Annotated in this window: 21 protein-coding genes; 19 read left to right on the forward strand and 2 right to left on the reverse strand. The window is 64.6% G+C overall.

Going from position 1 to position 17909, the window contains the following annotated elements:
- The first annotated feature begins 31 nt into the window (after positions 1 to 31).
- The 19 genes from BLV60_RS26940 to BLV60_RS27025 all read left to right on the forward strand — a co-directional run bounded on the left by BLV60_RS26940 (position 32) and on the right by BLV60_RS27025 (position 15199).
- Positions 32 to 370, forward strand: coding sequence for a hypothetical protein (locus tag BLV60_RS26940; RefSeq protein WP_143042644.1), 339 nt, complete (start codon positions 32 to 34; stop codon positions 368 to 370).
- A gap of 77 nt (positions 371 to 447) precedes the next feature.
- Entirely contained in the window at positions 448 to 1113 is a 666-nt protein-coding gene (locus tag BLV60_RS26945) for an aspartyl/asparaginyl beta-hydroxylase domain-containing protein (RefSeq protein ID WP_256329597.1), read from the forward strand.
- 36 nt (positions 1114 to 1149) lie between these two features.
- A complete protein-coding gene (locus BLV60_RS26950) occupies positions 1150 to 2145 on the forward strand; it encodes a hypothetical protein (RefSeq protein ID WP_143042645.1) in 996 nt (331 codons plus the stop codon).
- Positions 2142 to 3884 carry a Mur ligase gene (locus tag BLV60_RS26955; protein ID WP_093058366.1) on the forward strand — a complete coding sequence of 581 codons (1743 nt, stop codon included), beginning with the start codon at positions 2142 to 2144 and terminating at the stop codon, positions 3882 to 3884. Before BLV60_RS26950 ends, BLV60_RS26955 begins: the two co-directional genes overlap by 4 nt.
- Positions 3885 to 4094: 210 nt before the next feature.
- Positions 4095 to 4241 carry a hypothetical protein gene (locus tag BLV60_RS34500; RefSeq protein WP_176928961.1) on the forward strand — a complete coding sequence of 49 codons (147 nt, stop codon included), beginning with the start codon at positions 4095 to 4097 and terminating at the stop codon, positions 4239 to 4241.
- Positions 4242 to 4257: 16 nt separating this feature from the next.
- Positions 4258 to 4842 (forward strand): A24 family peptidase, encoded by a 585-nt coding sequence (locus BLV60_RS26960; protein WP_093058367.1) that lies wholly within the window; start codon positions 4258 to 4260, stop codon positions 4840 to 4842.
- Between the two features lie 33 nt (positions 4843 to 4875).
- Entirely contained in the window at positions 4876 to 5718 is an 843-nt protein-coding gene (gene cpaB / locus BLV60_RS26965) for a Flp pilus assembly protein CpaB (protein ID WP_093058368.1), read from the forward strand.
- 24 nt (positions 5719 to 5742) lie between these two features.
- Positions 5743 to 7278 carry a type II and III secretion system protein family protein gene (locus BLV60_RS26970; RefSeq protein ID WP_093058369.1) on the forward strand — a complete coding sequence of 512 codons (1536 nt, stop codon included), beginning with the start codon at positions 5743 to 5745 and terminating at the stop codon, positions 7276 to 7278.
- A gap of 11 nt (positions 7279 to 7289) precedes the next feature.
- The gene (locus tag BLV60_RS26975) at positions 7290 to 7583 is read left to right on the forward strand and encodes a hypothetical protein (protein WP_093058370.1); all 294 of its coding nucleotides are present in this window, start codon (positions 7290 to 7292) and stop codon (positions 7581 to 7583) included.
- A 146-nt stretch (positions 7584 to 7729) separates the two neighbouring features.
- Positions 7730 to 7945: a Flp family type IVb pilin gene (locus BLV60_RS26980; RefSeq protein ID WP_093058371.1), complete on the forward strand. Its 216-nt coding sequence runs from the start codon at positions 7730 to 7732 to the stop codon at positions 7943 to 7945.
- An 89-nt stretch (positions 7946 to 8034) separates the two neighbouring features.
- Positions 8035 to 8220, forward strand: coding sequence for a Flp family type IVb pilin (locus BLV60_RS26985; RefSeq protein WP_093058372.1), 186 nt, complete (start codon positions 8035 to 8037; stop codon positions 8218 to 8220).
- A gap of 89 nt (positions 8221 to 8309) precedes the next feature.
- The gene (locus BLV60_RS26990) at positions 8310 to 8486 is read left to right on the forward strand and encodes a Flp family type IVb pilin (protein WP_093058373.1); all 177 of its coding nucleotides are present in this window, start codon (positions 8310 to 8312) and stop codon (positions 8484 to 8486) included.
- A gap of 45 nt (positions 8487 to 8531) precedes the next feature.
- Positions 8532 to 9803 (forward strand): pilus assembly protein TadG-related protein, encoded by a 1272-nt coding sequence (locus BLV60_RS26995; protein ID WP_093058374.1) that lies wholly within the window; start codon positions 8532 to 8534, stop codon positions 9801 to 9803.
- Between the two features lie 5 nt (positions 9804 to 9808).
- The gene (locus BLV60_RS27000; RefSeq protein WP_093058432.1) at positions 9809 to 10267 is read left to right on the forward strand and encodes a TadE/TadG family type IV pilus assembly protein; all 459 of its coding nucleotides are present in this window, start codon (positions 9809 to 9811) and stop codon (positions 10265 to 10267) included.
- The gene (locus BLV60_RS27005) at positions 10264 to 10692 is read left to right on the forward strand and encodes a TadE family protein (protein WP_093058375.1); all 429 of its coding nucleotides are present in this window, start codon (positions 10264 to 10266) and stop codon (positions 10690 to 10692) included. The genes BLV60_RS27000 and BLV60_RS27005 overlap by 4 nt, the downstream gene beginning before the upstream one ends.
- 19 nt (positions 10693 to 10711) lie before the next feature.
- Positions 10712 to 11863 carry a CpaE/TadZ family protein gene (locus BLV60_RS27010; RefSeq protein WP_093058376.1) on the forward strand — a complete coding sequence of 384 codons (1152 nt, stop codon included), beginning with the start codon at positions 10712 to 10714 and terminating at the stop codon, positions 11861 to 11863.
- A 39-nt stretch (positions 11864 to 11902) separates the two neighbouring features.
- Positions 11903 to 13273, forward strand: coding sequence for a TadA family conjugal transfer-associated ATPase (locus BLV60_RS27015; protein ID WP_093058377.1), 1371 nt, complete (start codon positions 11903 to 11905; stop codon positions 13271 to 13273).
- A gap of 9 nt (positions 13274 to 13282) precedes the next feature.
- A complete protein-coding gene (locus tag BLV60_RS27020) occupies positions 13283 to 14275 on the forward strand; it encodes a type II secretion system F family protein (RefSeq protein ID WP_093058378.1) in 993 nt (330 codons plus the stop codon).
- A 12-nt stretch (positions 14276 to 14287) separates the two neighbouring features.
- Complete coding sequence (locus tag BLV60_RS27025) at positions 14288 to 15199, forward strand: type II secretion system F family protein (protein WP_093058379.1); 912 nt, start codon at positions 14288 to 14290, stop codon at positions 15197 to 15199.
- A gap of 45 nt (positions 15200 to 15244) precedes the next feature.
- Here BLV60_RS27025 and BLV60_RS27030 read toward each other — a convergent pair whose 3' ends face one another.
- Both BLV60_RS27030 and BLV60_RS27035 read right to left on the reverse strand, forming a co-directional pair.
- Positions 15245 to 15934 (reverse strand): response regulator, encoded by a 690-nt coding sequence (locus BLV60_RS27030; protein ID WP_093058380.1) that lies wholly within the window; start codon positions 15932 to 15934, stop codon positions 15245 to 15247.
- Between the two features lie 28 nt (positions 15935 to 15962).
- On the reverse strand, positions 15963 to 17642 hold the full coding sequence (locus BLV60_RS27035; RefSeq protein ID WP_093058381.1) for a sensor histidine kinase: 1680 nt from the start codon (positions 17640 to 17642) through the stop codon (positions 15963 to 15965).
- Positions 17643 to 17909 lie beyond the last annotated feature (267 nt).

A 17909-nucleotide genomic window follows, 5' to 3' on the forward strand; every position in this document is an offset into this window, starting at 1 on the left:
AATATCTGGCCGGTCGCTAAACTGCGCCGTCATGCGTCGCTGGCTTTGTACGTCCGCAGTTATCGCCTTTCTGTGCTGTCACGGGTTGGCCGTGCTTGCCCAGAACATGGCGGGCTTCGGGCAGCACCAGGCCAACGTCGCGCAGGTGCATCAGGCAAGCGCCTGCGAGCTTCATCAGGGCCACGCCGGCGCTTCGGTCCTGGATAACGGCATCGACTCCGACGAGGTGGACCTTGCCACTGGAAGGCGCGAGATTTCACTGCCGGTCCTTCGACCGGAAGCTCCCTTGGAATTTGCCGTGACGGTCTTGCCGTCCGCGCCTCTCGAACGGCCCATGCGGCCGCCACAACTCCTCTCCGTCTTCGCATAGGTCGTCCAGTTTCGACCTGGAGCCTGCGGGCCCTGCTCATTGCGTGTGCTCGCGCCGTTGGCATTGACGGCCGTCCGATGCACATCGCCATCAAGAGGACGAAGAAGAGGAGAAAAGCCATGGAGCAATCGAGTGACGTGATGTTTGCCAGGCTGGCCGATTTCAGGATCGACGCCGAATTGCTGAGGCAGCATTTCCTGGCACACGTGAAGCCGCTGCCGTCGACGCCATATCGCGACAACCGCGTGGACTACATCGGTTGGGCAGTCACAAGCCGCGACGGCACGCTGGAAGACGGCATCCGGCGGATTCCCGCAAAGAATGCGCGCGGCGTCACGCCGACAGACGCCTGCAGCGGCTACCTGGCCCGGGTGATGAATGCGCTGCGCAGCCATGGCCTGACGCCCTTCAGGGCCCGGATCATGCAGCTCGAAAGCGAGGGCGAGGAGATGCCGCTGCACAACGATGCGGCCAAGGAAACCTGGCGCCTGCACATCCCCATCATCACCAACCCCAATTGCTTCTTCGAATGGCAGCGCGCCGACGGCAGCATCGAGAGCGTTCACCTGCCCGCCGACGGCTCGGCCTGGCTGGTGCGGGTGGATGTGAACCACAGGGCCGTCAATCGAAGCCAGCAGCCGTCCAACCGGGTTCATCTGCTGATGGGACTGGATGCCAATCCATCCTTCGAGATGCTGACCGAGCCCTGGCTGCCTGTGCTCCAGCAGCAGTTGGTGGCTTGAGCTCGCATGAAGAATGCCCGATGGCTGGTGTGCCTGGTGGCAGCTGTGCTGCCCGTCGCTGCGCAGGAAGCCGAGGCCGGCCGTTGCCGGGTGGAGCGCAACGCAACGCTCTCCCAGCTCGACCGTGTCTACGCGCGCGACGAGTTCCGCATCCGCTATACGCTGGAGGGTGCCCACGCGCTGCCGGACATTCGCGACCTCGACCGCAACGGCATACCCGACAAGGTGCAGGACGTGGCAACGCAACTGGTCGTGGGGCGCAGGCTGTTCACCGATGTGATGGGGCTGACGCACCCCATGCGCCAGCCACGCTATGCACGCGCCACCTCGATCGATGTGTTCCTGCTGAAGATGGAGAAGGGCAACGGGATGTCCTACGACGAGGTGATGAACTACCGGCTGGGCTCCGACGAAGCGGCCGGCGGCTGTGCTCTTCGCATCGATCTGCTCAACCGCCACGCGAACCAGAACGTGACACCGATCCACGAGCTTTTTCACCAGTACCAGTACGGCTACACCATGTTCAAGGCGCGCTGGTTCCTGGAAGGCACCGCGCGCTGGTCGGAATACGCGCTGCGCCCCGGAAGCGGGCCGCAGCAGCCATTGCCGGCCACACTGCCGGCACTGCGCGAGCAGGTGTTCTCGCAGACCTACGGGGCAAGCGGCATGTGGAACCGTCTGGCGGGCATGCTCGACCCTGACGGCCGGCTCAGGCTGCCGCCCGGCCTGGCGCAGACCACTTATGTCGATGGCAGCCTGGTCATCCAGGACGATCAATTGCACGGCGCGGCCTTCATCAAGGCGCTGCTGGAGGCGCTAGGCCCGCTCGACCGGCAGGTCGCGGCGCGAAATGGCTGGCCGGTATTCGGCTGGAAAGAGGAGGATCAGCGCTCTTCCGCGCACGACACTGAGATATTCAAGGGCGTGCTCCAGGCGACGCGGAGTGAAGCGGCGCGCTCGAAGGCCCGAAGATCGGCCGAACTGGAAGAATTTCTTGCGCTGGAGGCGCTTGTGAAAAAGGATGTGCCATGAGTCTGGGTGAACTGCTGGCGTCGGCCCGGCCCGCGATTGCAACCTTGTGGGATGAATGCACGAGCGCCAGCGCCGGCATCGACGCAGAGGCCGCGGGCGTGCTCTTCATGTCGGTCTGCAACGGGAAGGAGCGGGCCCATGTCCTGACCATCCGTGGAAAGAACTTCGAGCAGGCATGGGTCAGGGGGGCGCAGTTGCTGAATGCCTGGCTGCGCAAGCAGAAGGGCGCCGCGCCAATCTGGCTGCGGGTGGACGTGGTGCACACCGTGCACGCCATGTCCTGGCAGGAACTGAAGCAGGGCCTCTCGACAACCAAGCGCAACTACTTTCGCCATGGCATCGCGTTCAAGCCCGATTTTTCCGTGGCCATTCTTGAGCCGGAACTCGGTGCGCACGCCGTGCTGTACGACGGCGCACTCGAAGAAGCGACACCCAATGCGGCCAATCTCAAGCTCTACGGCAAGTACCGCTACGGGCAGGAGCTGGAGTGGCCGACCGAGGCGCAGCAGCCTATCTGGGTCTTCGACACGCGGGCGGTGTTCACCGACGGCAAGCAGCTTCATGCCGTCGAGCATCAGGGGCGGGGCAAGGGCCATCGCGTCATGCCGAACTGGGATGCGAGCCAGGTGCACGACATCGTCGCAACCAGCACCGCATACCTCGCACGGCAGGTCAAGCCGACCGGCCAGTACCACTACGGCTGGTTTCCCTGCTTCGACCGTCCCATTCCCACTTACAACGCGCTGCGGCACGCCAGTTCCACCTACGCGCTGCTCGAAGGCTGGGAGCTGACGCAGCGCTCCGAGCACAAGGCCGCCATCGACCGGGCGCTGGCCTACCTCACGCAGACGCTGATCCAGCACGCCACGCTGTCCGGCGGAGAGCAGGGCGCTTTTCTCGTGGACGTCGACAACGACAACGAAATCAAGCTGGGCGGCAACGCCGTGTGCCTGCTGGCGATGGTCAAGTACACCGAACTCACCGGCGACCGGCAATACCTGCCGCTGATGGAGCAGCTGGCCCTGGGCATCGTGCACATGCAGGACCCGAACTCGGGCCGCTTCGTGCATGTGCTGAACCACCCCGACCTCAGCGTGAAAGAAGAGAACCGGATCATCTACTACGACGGCGAGGCCGCCTTCGGCCTCATGCGCCTGTACGGGCTGACCAATGATCCACGCTGGCTGCAGACCGTGGAGAAAGCATTCGGGCATTTCATCGAAGCCAGACACTGGCAGGCCCACGACCATTGGCTGAGCTACTGCGTCAACGAACTCACCCTCTACAGATCGGACGAGCGCTACTACCGCTTCGGCCTGGACAACGTGCGCGACCATCTGGACTTCGTGCTCGAGCGCATCACCACCTTTCCGACGCTGCTGGAACTGATGATGGCAGCGCAGAAGATGATCGCGCGCATGCAGGCCGACCCGCAGCACGAGCACCTGCTGCGCGGCTTCGACATCGACAAGTTCTACCGGGCCCTGGAGCAGCGTGCCCGCTACCTGCTGACGGGCCACTTCTGGCCCGAGATCGCCATGTTCTTCAAGAACCCGGGGCGCATCGTGGGCAGCTTCTTCATCCGCCATCACAGCTTCCGTGTGCGCATAGACGATGTGGAGCACTACCTGTCGGGCTATGTCGCGTACTGGAAGTACCTGCAGGGCGGCGGGCGGCCTTTCCTGACGCAACAGGAAGAGGCAAGGCAAGCGGCACCGGCCGCCTTCGCGCAGACGTAGCGGTGTCTCCTGCCGCCCGGAAACGCTCCGGGTAGGCGGTTTGTCATGGTCCCGAGCCCAAGCGAGCAGGGCGCTTGACTCCCCCGCAAAGGGGCGCTTCGCTCATGTGCGAAGACAGCGCGATTCCTAAAGTCATCCCCAGGCCGAACGCTTCTGCCCATGCCGGGCAAACAGGCGATTCAGGCCGGTCACGACAAACGGGGAACACGCATGGAACTGCTCGCACCACTGCCAAGAACCTTCATGAACCTGCTGCGGGAAGACGCAGGCATGTCGTTCATGGAGGTCGCGCTGATCGGCGCTCTGGTGATGGTCGTGTGCCTGCTCCTGCTGCTCGCCATCCGGCGCAGCGCCTGAACTCACGGAGCCGACCATGCAAGAACTCGACGCCGTTCTCGAACTGCTGGCAATGCTGGCTACAGACGTTCGAATGCTCGCGCTCGTCGCACTGCTCGCAGTGGCTGCCGTCAGCGACTGGCGCTCCTACCGCATTCCCAACTGGCTGACCTTCGGCGGGGCGCTCTTCGCGCTCATCTACGGGACGCTTGCCGCCCGCACGCCGACTGCAGGCGCAATGAGCGCTTTCGGCGGCCTGGGCGTGGGCTTCGCCGCGATGCTGCCCTTCTATGTGTTGGGATTGATGGGAGCGGGCGACGTGAAGCTCATGGCCATGGCCGGGGCCTTCATCGGTCCGCAGCAGACGCTGATGGCGGTGCTCTTCACCTTCATTGCCGGAGGCGTGGCGGCACTGGTGTTCGCCATCCACCGCCGTCGCCTGGCGCACATGCTGGCCAACGTCAAGACGGCGGCGCAAGGCATGGCGATCTCGAGCATGGCGGGCATCCGCCCTACGGGGCACGTTCACATGAGCCAGTCCGTGGGAAAGCTGCCCTACGGCATCTGCATCGCGGCGGGCACGGTGGTCGAAGTGCTCGCGCATCAACTGGGCTATGTCTAGCCCTCCCATCTTTTACCTGCGACGGAGGTTCGTATGAAGAACATCAAGGCAATCGGGCTGATCCTTCTGGCCCTTCTGACGGGGCTGGCGGCCGCGGTCTACGCGGCCGGGTGGATCTCCAGGCAAAGCGGCATCGCGTCCAACAAGGTCGTGGTGGCTGCCGTCGACATCGAACTGGGCAGCCGCGTCAACGCGCAGATGCTGTCCACGGTCGACTGGCCCAGCGGCTCCACGCCGCACGGCTCGTTCAGCGACATCAAGGCGCTGGAGGACCGCGTGGTGAAGGTCGGCGTGCTGCGCGGCGAAGCCATCATGGAAGGCAAGCTGGCGCCGGTGGGCACCCAGGGCGGGTTGTCGGCGGTGATCGCCAGTGGCAAGCGAGCCATGACGGTGCGCGTCAACGACGTGGTCGGCGTCGCCGGCTTCGCGCTGCCGGGCAACTACGTCGACGTGATGGTCAACGCCCAGCAGGACAAGGGCCGTGGCGAGGAGGCGTCGCAGATCAGCAAGACCGTGCTTGAGAAAGTGCTGGTGCTGGCGGTGGCACAGGAGGCCAACCGCGACGACACCAAGCCCAAGGTCGTGAGCGCCGTGACGCTCGAACTCTCGCTCGAGGACTCGGAAAAGCTCGACCTGGCACGCAGCGTGGGAACGCTGTCCCTGGTGCTTCGCAACCAGATGGACAAGACCACGGTCGCCACCGGCGGCATCACCAAGGGCCAGCTGTTCGGCGAGAAGGCCATCGTGCAAGTCTCCACCGCTGCTGCGCCGGCCCCGGCCCGCCCGCGTATTCATCGTGCAGGCCCCGCCGCTCAGCCGGCTTCCCAGTGCGTGGAAGTCATCCAGCACGCGGGCAGCTCGCTGACCTGTTTCTGATCCGGTCACCAGGAGGAACACCAAGTGCGCCATCTCTCAACAACACTCGCCAGTCTGCTGGCGACCCTCGCGACAGTGGCGGCTCCCGCCATGGGCGCGGAGGTCGCGGCAACCGCCTCGGCCACGGCCGCCATGCCCGCCGCAGCACTTGCAACGCCTCCGGCGGCGGCGGGCAACGCCGCCAACGCCCGACGCTGCACCGCCATCATTCCGGACGACCAGCCAACCCAGGCCGTGCTGGGCAAGTCGGTGGTCATTCCGCTGAAGGCGCGTGTGGTGCGCATCGTGGTCAGCGGCCAGCCGTCGGCAAGGGCACCCGCTGCCGCTGCCGCCGCCGTGCCGGCAGGCATGCAGCCCGCGCCGGCCATGGCCGCCAATGCGAACACCGGCGATGGCGTTGCCGACGTCGACGTGACGTTGCTGAGCCCGACCGACCTGTTCTTCCGCGGCCGCCAGGCAGGCTCGATGAACGTCGTGCTGCAGAGCGCCGACGGCACCTGCTACATCAAGGACGTGATCGTCACCATCGATCCGATGGCGCTGCAGGCCAAGCTGGCGGAGCTGATGCCCGAAGAGCGCCGCATCCGTGTGCGCAGTGCAGAAAAATCCATCGTGCTCACCGGCGAGATCAGCGACGCGCTCAAGCTCGACGACGTGATGAGCCTGGCATCGGCCTACGGCGCGGACGGCAAGAAGGTGGTGAACCTGCTGCGCATCGCGACACCGCAGCAGGTGATGCTCGAAGTGAAGATCGCCGAGGTCAGCAAGACCCTGCTCGACCGGCTGGGCGCGCGCGTCGGAATTGCGCGTTCGGGCAATGGCGGGCTGAACAACTACTCGCTGATTTCCAATTTCCTGAGCACGGGCGCGGGCCTGGTCCAGGCGCTACGCATCGGCCGCACCTCGCTGACCATCGACGGCCAGAAGGACGACGGGCTGGTTCGCATTCTTGCGGAGCCCAACATCATGGCCATCAGTGGCCAGCAGGCCAGCTTCCTGTCGGGCGGCAAGATCTTCATTCCGGTGGCGCAAAGCTCCGCCGGCGGCAGCGGGACGAACATCACGCTGGAAGAGAAGGAGTTCGGCATCGGGGTCAAGTTCACCCCCACGGTGCTCAACGGCGACCGGATCAACCTCAAGATGGTGTCCGAGGTGTCAGACCTGACGCAGACCGGTTCGCCCTTCACCACGGTCGGAGGCGTTACCGCGGTGCTGCCCTCGCTGACGGTGCGGCGCGCCGACACCACCGTGCAGCTCAACGACGGGCAGAGCTTTGTCATTGCGGGGCTCATCAAGAGCAATGTGAACGAGACCATCAAGCGCTATCCGGGCCTGGGCGAAGTGCCGGTCATGGGTGCGCTGTTTCGCAGCACCGAGTTCCAGAACGAACAGACCGAGCTGATGTTCGTCATCACGCCGCGCCTGGTTCGTCCGCTGGCCGAGTCGCCGCGGGTACCGACGGACAACCACGTCGTTCCCAGCCGCGCCGAGGTTTATTTCAACGGCGCCCTTGAAAGCGCCACCCCGGCACCGGCCGCCCCGGCCAGCGAAACCCCGTGAGGAGCACCGTCATGTTCATCAGATCGACCGCCATTGCGCTCGCATGCCTTTTTGCCACCGGCTGCTCGCATGTCACGCCCAACTACGACGCGCGCTTCGGCGACGCGGTGCGCGATGCAAGGAAAAAGATGACGCTGAACCCGAACGCCGGCAAGAACGGTGACCCGGTCGCGGGCATGGACGGCCGCTCGGCGCGCGAGTCGATGAATCAGTACCACGAGTCCTACAAGTCGCCGCCGCCGGCGGTCAACGTCATCAACATCGGCGGCAGCATCGGTGGCCAGGGCGGTGGTTCGGGCAAGTGACGGGTTGCGTTTTTCTCCCGAATTCGATCCTCGAAGTCTTTACCTGGAAAGGAGAGCGCCACGAACTGCAACGAACTTTTTTCCCTCACCACACCATTGTTTTCAAACCTTATTTCCAACTGTTCAAACCTTGAAAGGAAAGAACCATGAAGAACTTTCTCCAGGCCATCGGCCAATCGACTCGCGGTTTCATGCTCGAGGAAGAGGGCGCCCAGGTCGTCGAGTACGCGCTGATCATCGCCGTCGTCTCGATCGCACTGGTCGTCGCACTGAAGGCGCTCACCGCAAACGGCGGCGGCTTCTCGCTCTTCATCGATCGCGTGAAGACTTGCCTGACTTCGACAACCGGCGGTTGCGTGTAAGTAGTTGGTGGGGCGAGCTGGAGCACGCTCCAAGCTCGCCGCCCCACTTATCGGATCCGCATTCTTCTCAATGAAAAAGGAGTAGTCCCATGTTCAAGTCATTCTTGCAGGACGAGAGCGGCGCTCAAGTGGTGGAGTACGCGCTGATCATCGCGGTCGTCTCGATCGCGCTCGTCGTTGCGTTGAAGGCGCTTACCGACAACGGTGGCAGCTTCTCGCTCTTCATCGATCGCGTGAAAACTTGCCTGACTTCCACGACTGGCGGTTGCGTGTAAGTAGTTGGTGGGGCGAGCCGGAGCACGCTCCAAGCTCGCCGCCTCACTTATCGAGTCCGCAACTTTTCAATGAAAAAAGGAGTAGTCCCATGTTCAAGTCCTTTTTGAAAGAAGAGGGCGGCGCTCAGGTGGTGGAGTACGCGCTGGTCATCGCCTTGATCTCTATCCTGCTGATCATCGCGCTGCGACCACTGGTAGCCGACACCGGTCTCAGCGATCTTGTTGATCGCGTCTTCACTTGCTTCGGCGGCGTCGACTGCGCCTGAAGCGCAGGCTTTGTCAAACTGCCACTACTGCACAGGAAGCCGATCATGCAAGTCCACACTCCCGGCCACCGCCAGCGCGGCGCGATGATCATCACTGCAGCATTGGTTCTGTTGTTTCTCCTCGGATTCATGGGCATCGCGCTCGACTTCGGGCACCTGTTCGTAGTCAAGACCGAGCTGCAGACGGCGGTCGACAGCTGCGCTCTGTCCGCTGCGCGCGAGCTCGACGGGCAGAGCACAGCCCTCACGCGAGCCGTGAGCGCGGGCCAGACCGCCGGCAATGCGAACCGTGTGAATATGCAATCAAGTACCTGGAGCGGGCAGGGCAAGATCGTCACGGCCGACATCACATTCCGCGACTCGGCCTACGCCCTCACGACCACGCCCGCTGTAGCTCGCTATGCGCAGTGCACGCACACGCAGGCCAACGTCAACATCTGGCTCATGAAGGCCATGGGCGCCTTTTCTGGCGATACCGCCGGCAATCCCGCTACACGCAGCGTCGCGGCGAGCGCGGTCGCCACCCGTGCCAGCGCACAGACCACATGCCCCATCCCGGTCGCAATGAAGCCGAAGCCAGGCGGCACGGCACCGAACTACGGCTTCGCCGTCGGCGAATGGGTACCTCTCATCCAAGCGCAGAACGCGGCTACGGGTGGCCAGATCGGCTGGGCCAATCTCGATGGCAGCAACAGTGCTTCGGAAACCGAAGCAGAGCTCAACGGCCGTTGCGGCACCAGGGTGGGCGACACGCTCGGCACGCCCGGCGTGCAGACCTCGGTGGTCGACGTCTGGAACCAGCGCTTCGGCATCTACAAGAACACCGGCGATCCGAGCGTGGGACGGCCCGACTACACCGGCTATGCCTACACATCATCCAACTGGCCCACGCAGTTCAATGCCTACAACGGCGCGCCAGGTGCAGGAGCCGATGCGACCGCGCAGAACTTCGTGACCAAGCGGGCCGCCTTCGCGTCCTGTGCCGACACCGGCACCAAAGTGAATGGCGCGAACAGCTGCGAATCGATCACGGGGCTGTCGCTCAACAGCTTCCAGAAGCTGGCCAATCCCGGCAACGTTGCCGGAGGCCACATGCAGTACGGCTTCGACCGCCGCATCGTCACGGTGCCGGTCATTGACGGCAGCAACCACGTGATCGACTACGCCTGCATGCTGATGCTGCAGCCGCTGAGCATTCCGATGACCGACACGCAGCTGGAATTCCGCGGCAACGCGGGCGCCGTGGGCAGCCCCTGCACCACCAGCGGGCTGGCTGGCGGATCGGCGGGCCCGCTGGTTCCGGTGCTGGTTAGGTGAACGCCATGAAAAGATCCCATCGCACACAGCGTGGCGCGGCACTGATCGAGCTGGCACTGATCATTCCGCTGCTCCTGCTGATGACCTTCATCACCACCGAGTTCGGCCGCGCGATGTACGAGTACAACGCGGTCGTCAAGTCGACGCGAGACGCGGTGCGCTACCTGTCTGTGCAGACGCCCGGCACGCACGTCACCGAGGCGCGCAACCTGATCGTGTACGGCAACACGGCCGGCACCGGGGCGCCGCTGGCGCGCGGGCTGAGTCTTTCGAATGTGCCGGCTGGCAGCTGCTGCACCTGGCAGTCGGTAGGGGCGAATCCGATCATCACCACGGTGACGGTGCGCGTCAGCAGCTACACATTCCATTCGCTGTTTCCCTCGGTGATCGGCGTCGTCCTCGCCGATGCGAACGGCAACATCGTCTTCAGCGAAATCGCAGCCACCATGAGGGCGCCATCATGAGAAAACGCATTACCGGCGCGACCACGGTCGAGTTCGCCTTGGGCCTGATCATCTTCCTCATGTTCGTGCTGGGCATCGTCGACTTCTCGCGCATGCTGTTCACGTGGAATGCGGCCCAGGAGGCAACACGCGCGGGGGCCAGGTATGCGGTGGTGTGCGACGACACCGGCCAGCAAGCGCTGGTGCTTGCCCGCATGAAGGCGCTGCTGCCGCAGATCAGCGCTGTGTCGGTGGCGTGGGAGCCTTCGGCCTGCACGGCCGCGACCTGCCAGGGCGTCACCGTCAGCATCACCGGCCTCAACTACCAGTGGATTTCACCCATTGCGGGTGGTGTCGCGCCGCTGATCCCGATGCCGGGCTTTTCCACCTACCTGCCGCGCGAGGTGATGCGCAAAGACCCGAACAGCGCGGCCATCTGCTCCTAGCAACGCACCGGACACGACCATGAAGATCGCCATCATTTCCCCCAATCCGAACCATCTCCAGGACATGCGCAAGGTCCTCGAGGCGCGCTCGCATCACGTGTCGCTTTTCGAAGGCGGCAAGAGCCGTATGCAGTGGGTCGTCGAGAAGGCGGCTCCGGAGCTCCTGCTGGTGGACGGCATGTGCTGCGATCTCCAGGAGCTCGCGCTGGTGGAGAAGCTCACGATGCAGCACCCGGCAATCGCGGTGGTGCTGCTGTGCGCCATGCAGACGCCGGAGTTCCTGATCCACGCGATGCGCGCAGGCGTGCGCGAGGTGCTGCCGTCGCCCTCCGACACCGCTGCGCTCGAGGCAGCGGTCGAGCGCATTGGGCTGAAGATGGCTGGAACGCAGGCGCGCAGCCCCGGCCAGGTCGTGGCATTCATGCCCTGCAAGGGCGGCAGCGGAGCCACCTTTCTCGCGACCAACATCGCTCACCAGCTCTCGCGGGAGCGCTCGGTGCTGCTGATCGACCTGAACCTGCAGTTCGGCGATGCGCTGTCGTATGTAAGCGATATGCGGCCGACCTCCACGATGGCGGACGTTGCACGAGACATCGGCCGCCTCGACGCCTCGCTGCTCGCGGCCAGCGTGGTGCGCGTGGCGTCGGGCTTCAGCATCCTGCCCGCACCCGACGATCTTTCGCGCGCGCTGGAGGTGAAGGCCGAGCACATCGACGCGATCCTGCATGTTGCGCTGCCGATGTACGACTTCGTGCTGTTCGACCTCGGCACGCGCATCGACACGCTCTCGATCAAGGTGCTGGATCGCGCCGACCGCATCTTTCCCGTGCTGCAGCCAAGCCTGCCGCACATCCGCAACGTGACGCGGCTGATGCAGGTGTTCAAGTCGCTGGGCTACGCACCAGGCAAGGTCGAGCTACTCGTGAACCGCAGCGCCGGCGGCGGGGAGATCGGGTTGTCGGACATGCGCCGCTCACTCGTCGGCGCGACGCTCACGATCGTGCCGGACGGTGGCAAGGACGTGGATGCGTCCATCAACCGGGGCGTGCCGCTGGCGGAGATGTCGCGCGGCAGCGCGCTCGCCAAGCGGCTTGCCGAAATTGCTCAAACGCTCAGTCCGCGGCAGGAGGCGACGCCCAGCTTCATCGGGCGGCTCTTCCGCCGCGCATAAGTACCACCGGATCATTCCTCAACAGCAAGGCAGGTTCCCATGTCATTCAGAGAACAGCTCAACGCGATCGAAGCCGATCCCGCCTCGCGGTCGGAGGGGCACGCGGCCGATCTGACCACACCGCCCTTTGCGTCGGATGCCTACAAGTTGCTGAAGGAGCGCATGCACCTGAAGCTGCTGGAGCGCTTCGATCTGGCGGCGCTGGAAACCCTGAAGCCCGAAGTGCTGCGCCAGGAAATCTCGACCATGGTCACGCGGCTGCTGCAGGAAGAGCCCGAGGCGCTCAACGACATCGAGCGGCGCACGCTGATTCGCGACATCCAGCACGAGATGCTCGGCTTCGGGCCGATCGAGCTGTTGATGGCGGACCCGTCCGTCTCGGACATCCTGATCAATTCGCACGAGAAGATCTACGTCGAGCGCCGGGGCCGGCTGGAGCTGACCAACGTCAGCTTCACCGACGAGAAGCACCTGCTGCGCATCATCGACAAGATCGTCTCGCTGGTGGGGCGGCGCATCGACGAGTCCAGCCCCATGGTCGATGCGCGGCTGCCCGACGGCTCGCGCGTCAATGCGGTCATCGCGCCGGTGGCGCTGGACGGGCCGATGATGTCGATCCGCCGTTTCGCGAAGATCCCGCTGCGCATGGAGAACCTGGTGAACGAGCTCAAGACGCTGACGCCGCCGATGGCGCAGATGCTCGAGGGGCTGGCCCAGGCGAAGGTCAACATGCTCATCTCCGGCGGCACGGGCGCAGGGAAAACCACGCTGCTGAACATCCTGTCGGGCTTCATTCCGCCGACCGAACGCATCATCACCATCGAGGACGCGGCCGAGCTCCAACTGCAGCAGCCGCACGTGGCGCGCATGGAAACGCGGCCGATGAACATCGAGGGCAAGGGAGAGATCACGCAGCGCGCGCTGGTGCGCAACGCGCTGCGCATGCGGCCCGACCGCATCGTCATCGGCGAAGTGCGCGGCGCCGAGGCAGTCGACATGCTGCAGGCGATGAACACCGGCCATGAGGGCTCTCTCACCACCATCCACGCCAACACGCCGCGCGATGCGCTGGCACGGCTGGAAAACATGATCGGCATGGCGAACCTGAATCTGCCGCACCGCACCGTGCGCCAGCAGATCGCGTCGGCCATCACGGTGGTCGTCCAGGTCTTGCGGCTGGTCGACGGGCGGCGCAAGGTCACCAGCATCCAGGAGATCACCGGCATGGAAGGCGAGGTGGTCACCATGCAGGAGATCTTCACTTTTCACCAGACTGGCATGGGGCCCGACGGCCTGGTGCGCGGCCATTTCCACGCGACGGGTGTCAGGCCGAAATTTGCGGATCGGCTGCATGCCTACGGCGTGGATCTGCCCGACACCATGTTCGAGCCGACGAAGCACTACGAATAGGAGACCGCCATGTTCAGCAATCTTGGAGGCAATACGCTCATCACCGTCACGGTGCTGGTCTTCGTGACCGTGCTGCTGATGATCGAGGGTCTGTATCTGCTGTGGCGCTCCTACAAGGGGCCCGAGGCGCGCAAGATCGCGAAGCGGCTGCAAGCTTTTTCCGCCGCGGTCGACCGGACGCCGCAGGCCCACCTTGTCAAGGAGCGCATGCTCAGCGAGGTGCCGTGGATGCAGCGCATGCTGCTGACGCTGCCGCGGGCGCACCGGCTGGACCGCTTCATCCTGCAGGCGGGGCTGGACTGGACGGTTTCCAGCTTCCTGCTGGTGTGCGGGGCGCTCGGCGTGCTCGCGTTCTTCGTGACGGCGTGGATGGGCCGCCAGCCGATGCTGCTGGCGCTCGCCGCCGGGATCGGCGGGGCGATGCTGCCTGTGCTCTACCTGCAGCGCCAGCGCAGCCGCCGGCTGGCCCGCATGGAGAGGCAGCTTCCGGATGCGCTGGACCTGGTGACGCGCGCCCTGCGCGCAGGGCACTCGTTCGCGAGTGGCGTGCAGATGATCGGCGAGGAAATGGCCGACCCGATCGCCACCGAGTTCCGCATGGTTGCCGACGAGGTGAATTTCGGCGTCTCGCTGCAGCAGGCCCTGACCAACCTCAGCGAGCGCGTGCCGCTCACCGACCTGCGCTACTTCGTGGTGGCGGTGCTGATCCAGCGCGACTCCGGCGGCAACCTGACGGAGGTGCTGGGCAACCTGAGCAAGCTCATTCGCGACCGGCTCAAGCTGCTCGCGCGGGTGCGGGTGCTGTCGTCGGAAGGGCGGCTGTCGGCCTGGATCCTGGGGCTCATGCCGTTCGCCCTGGCGGCGCTCATGAACATCTTCAACCCGGAATTCATGGCGCCGCTATGGACGGACCCGATCGGGCAGATAGTGCTCAAGTACATGCTGGGGCTGATGCTCGTGGGCATCGTGCTGCTGCGCAAGATCGCGAAGATTCGCGTCTGAAGGAGAAGAGCCATGACCATACTGTTTCCCATCCTCGTTTTCCTGGCCGTGTCGCTGGCGATTGCCGGCCTGGCGGTCTGGATGTCTCCGACGCGTACCGAGCAGCGTCTGCAGGCGGTAACGCCATCGGCAGGCAAGTCGGCCTGGACCGAGACTGCCGTCAGGATCGTCGGTCCTTTCGCGCAGTTGTCGTCGCCTACCGGCGAGGCGGCTCTGTCGCCGCTGCGGGTGCGGTTCCTGAACGCCGGCATCCGCTACCCGGACGCCTACCTTGTCTACTTCGGCATGAAGACGCTGCTGCCGCTGGGCTTTGCCGCGCTCGCGTTCCTGGCGATGCGGACGACGGGAGCAGCGGACGGCACGGAGATGCTGCTGTACCTCGCGGTGGCCGCTCTGGCCGGCTGCTACCTGCCCAACCTGGTGCTGCGCCTGCTCATTCGCGCGCGTCGCCGCGAGATATTCGAGAACTTCCCCGATGCAGCCGACCTGATGCTCGTGTGCATCGAAGCGGGCCTGGGAATGGACGCCGGCCTGGCCAAGGTCACCGACGAAATCCAGGTCAAGAGCGTGGCGCTGGCGCAGGAACTGCACTGGACCAACCTGGAAATGCGTGCCGGTGCTACGCGCGAGAAGTCGCTGCGCAACCTGGCGCTGCGCACGGGTGTGGAAGAGATAGGCACCTTCGCGACCATGCTGACCCAATCGGACCGGTTCGGCACCAGCATCGGCGAATCGCTGCGTGTGTTCTCCGACGATCTGCGCCACAAGAGGCAGGTTCGTGCGGAAGAACTGGCGGCCAAGGTGCCGACCAAGATGCTGCTGCCGCTGGTGCTGTGCATCTTTCCGTGCATCTCGATGGTGATACTCACGCCGGCGGCGATCCGGGTCGTCCGGATGATCATGCCGATGCTGAGTGGAACTTGAATTGAGTGCCGCCGCTCTCAGGGCAACCTGGTGCGGCGCGCTGCTTCAGTGCGCCGGCGCCGTATCGAGCTGGTGCTTCACCGCGTAGATGTACAGCTCGAGGCGGTTCGTCACGCCGAGCTTCTGGTAGATCGACGTGAGGTGGTTGCGCAGCGTGTGCTCGGTGACGAAGAGCTTCTCGGCCAGTGCCTTGTTCGAGGCACCGCTGCCGGCCACGACGATGCGGACGATCTCCCGTTCTTTCTGCGTCAGGCTCGCCAGCCTGGCGGCTTCGGGGTCGGCCTTCGGGGGCTTCTTCACCGAAGTCAGCTGAGAGAAGACGCGGCCCATGGTTTGCGCATCGACGCAAAGCTCGCCTTTGTAGACGCGCTCGATGGCCTCTAGCACCTGCTGGGCCGGGGCGTCCTTGCGCATCACGCCGCGCGCGCCGTGCAGCACGGCAAGGTCGATCGTGCGCTGCTCGCGCTCCGCTGTGAGCACGACGACGCGCGACACCTCGTTCGACAAAAGCCTGGGCAGGATGTCGATGGCGCACCGGCCGTCGAGGTCGAGGTCGAGCACGATGACGTCGGGGGCGAGATCGTCCGAGGTTGCCACTGCGTCTTCGCAACAGCTGGCCGTGCCGACGACCCGCATGCGCGGCTGCTCGCCGTCGATCAGCCTTGACAGGCCCCACAGCATGGTCTGGTGGTCGTCCACGAGCAGGACACCGATGGAATGGGCAACTGGTTGCATGATTGATTCCTTCCTTGGCTTGTCTTTTTTAGATGGGAATTTCCACCAGCACCGCAGTGCCGCCACTCGCGCACTGGCGCACCTGCGCCCGCCCGCCGAGGGCCGCAGCGCGCTCGGTGATGGAGCGTGGGAGGAACTTCGTGAAGCTCTCTTCGCAGGCTTCGTTCTCGATGCGCAGCTGTAACTGCCCGTTCTTGCAACCGAGGCGGATGCTGCCGTGACGCGCCTGGGTGTGCTTGCAGATGTTGTTCAATCCCTCGCCCACCAGCTGCAGGACTTCCGCGGTCATCCGGTCGTCCAGTTGGACCTGGCCGTCGACGGTGATGGCGATCTCGATGCCGTAGAGCCCCTTGATCCGCTCGGCCTGGCGATGCAGATGGGGCAGTACAAGCCCGCAGGGGCTGTTCGCGCTGTGCTTGACCGCACCAGCGTAGCGGCGCAGGTCGGCGATCACGCCGTCGGCCACGCTCGCAAGCTTGTCGAGGTCTTCGCGCAGCGGGTTGTCGGCGGTCGCCTTCTTGCGCAGCGCGCACAGGCCCATCCGCAGGCCGATGTACGGCTGCACGGCCGTGTCGTGCAGGTCCAGCGCGAACTTCAGGCGCTCTGTAGCCGCGGCTTCGGAGGCCATCCGGTCGAGCACCTCGATGGTCTCGATGACCGGGAAGATCTGTTCCATCAGGTGCGCCAGGAACAGCGCGTCGGACTTGTTGAACAGTCCGTCACGGGACGACACGAAGACCCGGCCCTCGCCCAGCCGCATCGGCAGCGGGGCGCTGATGAAGGCGCGGGCCTCCAGCATGGCGATCACTGCGGCGCAGCGCTGCGCGCCTTCGTCGTCCTCTATGCGCCAGCCGCTTGCGCCGGCTTCGAAGACATGGCTTTGCGCGCACAGCCAGTTCATGGGCCAGGGCAGGCGGTTGCAGAGCACGGTGTGGTCCGGCGCCAGCGCCATGAGAGGCGATTCGGCAATGCGGCCGATCGTTTCGACGCTGATGTGTTCACAGGCGTCGTTCTTGCGCAGCGTGCGCAGGATCCAGTTGCCGGTGGATGTGTCCCGCGTCAGGAGGATGCAGTGGCTTGCCCTGAAGAAGGCCAGTGTCTTTTCCATCGTGCGGGCGACGGTGCGGCCGGCCCCGAAGCGGGGGTTCGAAAGCTGGCAGACATCGCCCAGGAGAGCGAGGCGCCGCTGCAGGCCCAGCTTCGAGCCGCCCCAATGCACGATCATGTGCCCCAGCGCCAGCAGGAAAGTGGTCCGCATCAGCAGCTGCGGCGAGTCGCCGCCCGTGCTGGTGGCCAGGCCGCAGGCGGCGAACGACGCGACCGACGCGACCGTCACGCGGGCGCCTTCCTCGAAACCCCAGCGGAAGGAGGAGGTGAGGATCGCGAAGAAGTAGAAGAGGAAGAAAAGACTCTGGACGCCGTCGGTCACGAAGATGATCAGCGTGAACCACAGCACGTCGGACCAATGGATGGCCTTGCCCTGGAAATACGGGCGGCCCATTCGCGTGCAGGCATACACCAGCAGGCTGTGCAGGATGTATCCGGAAAAAGCCAGCCAGACGGGAATCTGCAACCGGTTGTCACCGGCATCGACCGCGACAGCCAGCAGCGCGGAGACCGAGAGCACCAGCCGCATGCGGGCCACCATGAGGGCATCCGCGGCGACGCTTGCGTCGACGTCGGGAGCAGCAGTGGTGCGAGCCAGCATGGCGAAGGATCCTTGGCACCAGGCGCATCACGCCAGGCAGGCCATTCCGGAGTGGGTGGCAAAGCTCGGTGGTGTCATTTTGGAATTCATTCTTCGCACCTGAAAGCGATGTATGTGAAGGTTTCACATTACTACTTTCGTAGTCGAAGACAATTGGGGGTCGATGAGCCTGGCTGATTTGTGACGTCTGTTGCATTAAGAAACATTCATCCAGGTCACAGGCTTTTTCGAATACCTGTCGAGGGGGACGGCCCCGCCCGATGGCGA

It is taken from the genome of Variovorax sp. YR634 (assembly GCF_900106655.1).
In the GTDB taxonomy this organism is placed as follows: Bacteria; Pseudomonadota; Gammaproteobacteria; order Burkholderiales; family Burkholderiaceae_C; genus Variovorax.

What these genes read in the sequence shown, in the direction of transcription:
- BLV60_RS26940 (WP_143042644.1), top strand. Translation starts at nt 32, where the DNA reads ATGCGTCGCTGGCTTTGTACGTCCGCAGTTATCGCCTTTCTGTGCTGT.
- BLV60_RS26945 (WP_256329597.1), top strand. Translation starts at nt 448, where the DNA reads ATGCACATCGCCATCAAGAGGACGAAGAAGAGGAGAAAAGCCATGGAG.
- BLV60_RS26955 (WP_093058366.1), top strand. Translation starts at nt 2,142, where the DNA reads ATGAGTCTGGGTGAACTGCTGGCGTCGGCCCGGCCCGCGATTGCAACC.
- BLV60_RS34500 (WP_176928961.1), top strand. Translation starts at nt 4,095, where the DNA reads ATGGAACTGCTCGCACCACTGCCAAGAACCTTCATGAACCTGCTGCGG.
- BLV60_RS26960 (WP_093058367.1), top strand. Translation starts at nt 4,258, where the DNA reads ATGCAAGAACTCGACGCCGTTCTCGAACTGCTGGCAATGCTGGCTACA.
- cpaB (WP_093058368.1), top strand. Translation starts at nt 4,876, where the DNA reads ATGAAGAACATCAAGGCAATCGGGCTGATCCTTCTGGCCCTTCTGACG.
- BLV60_RS26975 (WP_093058370.1), top strand. Translation starts at nt 7,290, where the DNA reads ATGTTCATCAGATCGACCGCCATTGCGCTCGCATGCCTTTTTGCCACC.
- BLV60_RS26980 (WP_093058371.1), top strand. Translation starts at nt 7,730, where the DNA reads ATGAAGAACTTTCTCCAGGCCATCGGCCAATCGACTCGCGGTTTCATG.
- BLV60_RS26985 (WP_093058372.1), top strand. Translation starts at nt 8,035, where the DNA reads ATGTTCAAGTCATTCTTGCAGGACGAGAGCGGCGCTCAAGTGGTGGAG.
- BLV60_RS26990 (WP_093058373.1), top strand. Translation starts at nt 8,310, where the DNA reads ATGTTCAAGTCCTTTTTGAAAGAAGAGGGCGGCGCTCAGGTGGTGGAG.
- BLV60_RS26995 (WP_093058374.1), top strand. Translation starts at nt 8,532, where the DNA reads ATGCAAGTCCACACTCCCGGCCACCGCCAGCGCGGCGCGATGATCATC.
- BLV60_RS27000 (WP_093058432.1), top strand. Translation starts at nt 9,809, where the DNA reads ATGAAAAGATCCCATCGCACACAGCGTGGCGCGGCACTGATCGAGCTG.
- BLV60_RS27005 (WP_093058375.1), top strand. Translation starts at nt 10,264, where the DNA reads ATGAGAAAACGCATTACCGGCGCGACCACGGTCGAGTTCGCCTTGGGC.
- BLV60_RS27010 (WP_093058376.1), top strand. Translation starts at nt 10,712, where the DNA reads ATGAAGATCGCCATCATTTCCCCCAATCCGAACCATCTCCAGGACATG.
- BLV60_RS27015 (WP_093058377.1), top strand. Translation starts at nt 11,903, where the DNA reads ATGTCATTCAGAGAACAGCTCAACGCGATCGAAGCCGATCCCGCCTCG.
- BLV60_RS27020 (WP_093058378.1), top strand. Translation starts at nt 13,283, where the DNA reads ATGTTCAGCAATCTTGGAGGCAATACGCTCATCACCGTCACGGTGCTG.
- BLV60_RS27025 (WP_093058379.1), top strand. Translation starts at nt 14,288, where the DNA reads ATGACCATACTGTTTCCCATCCTCGTTTTCCTGGCCGTGTCGCTGGCG.
- BLV60_RS27030 (WP_093058380.1), bottom strand. Translation starts at nt 15,934, where the DNA reads ATGCAACCAGTTGCCCATTCCATCGGTGTCCTGCTCGTGGACGACCAC.
- BLV60_RS27035 (WP_093058381.1), bottom strand. Translation starts at nt 17,642, where the DNA reads ATGCTGGCTCGCACCACTGCTGCTCCCGACGTCGACGCAAGCGTCGCC.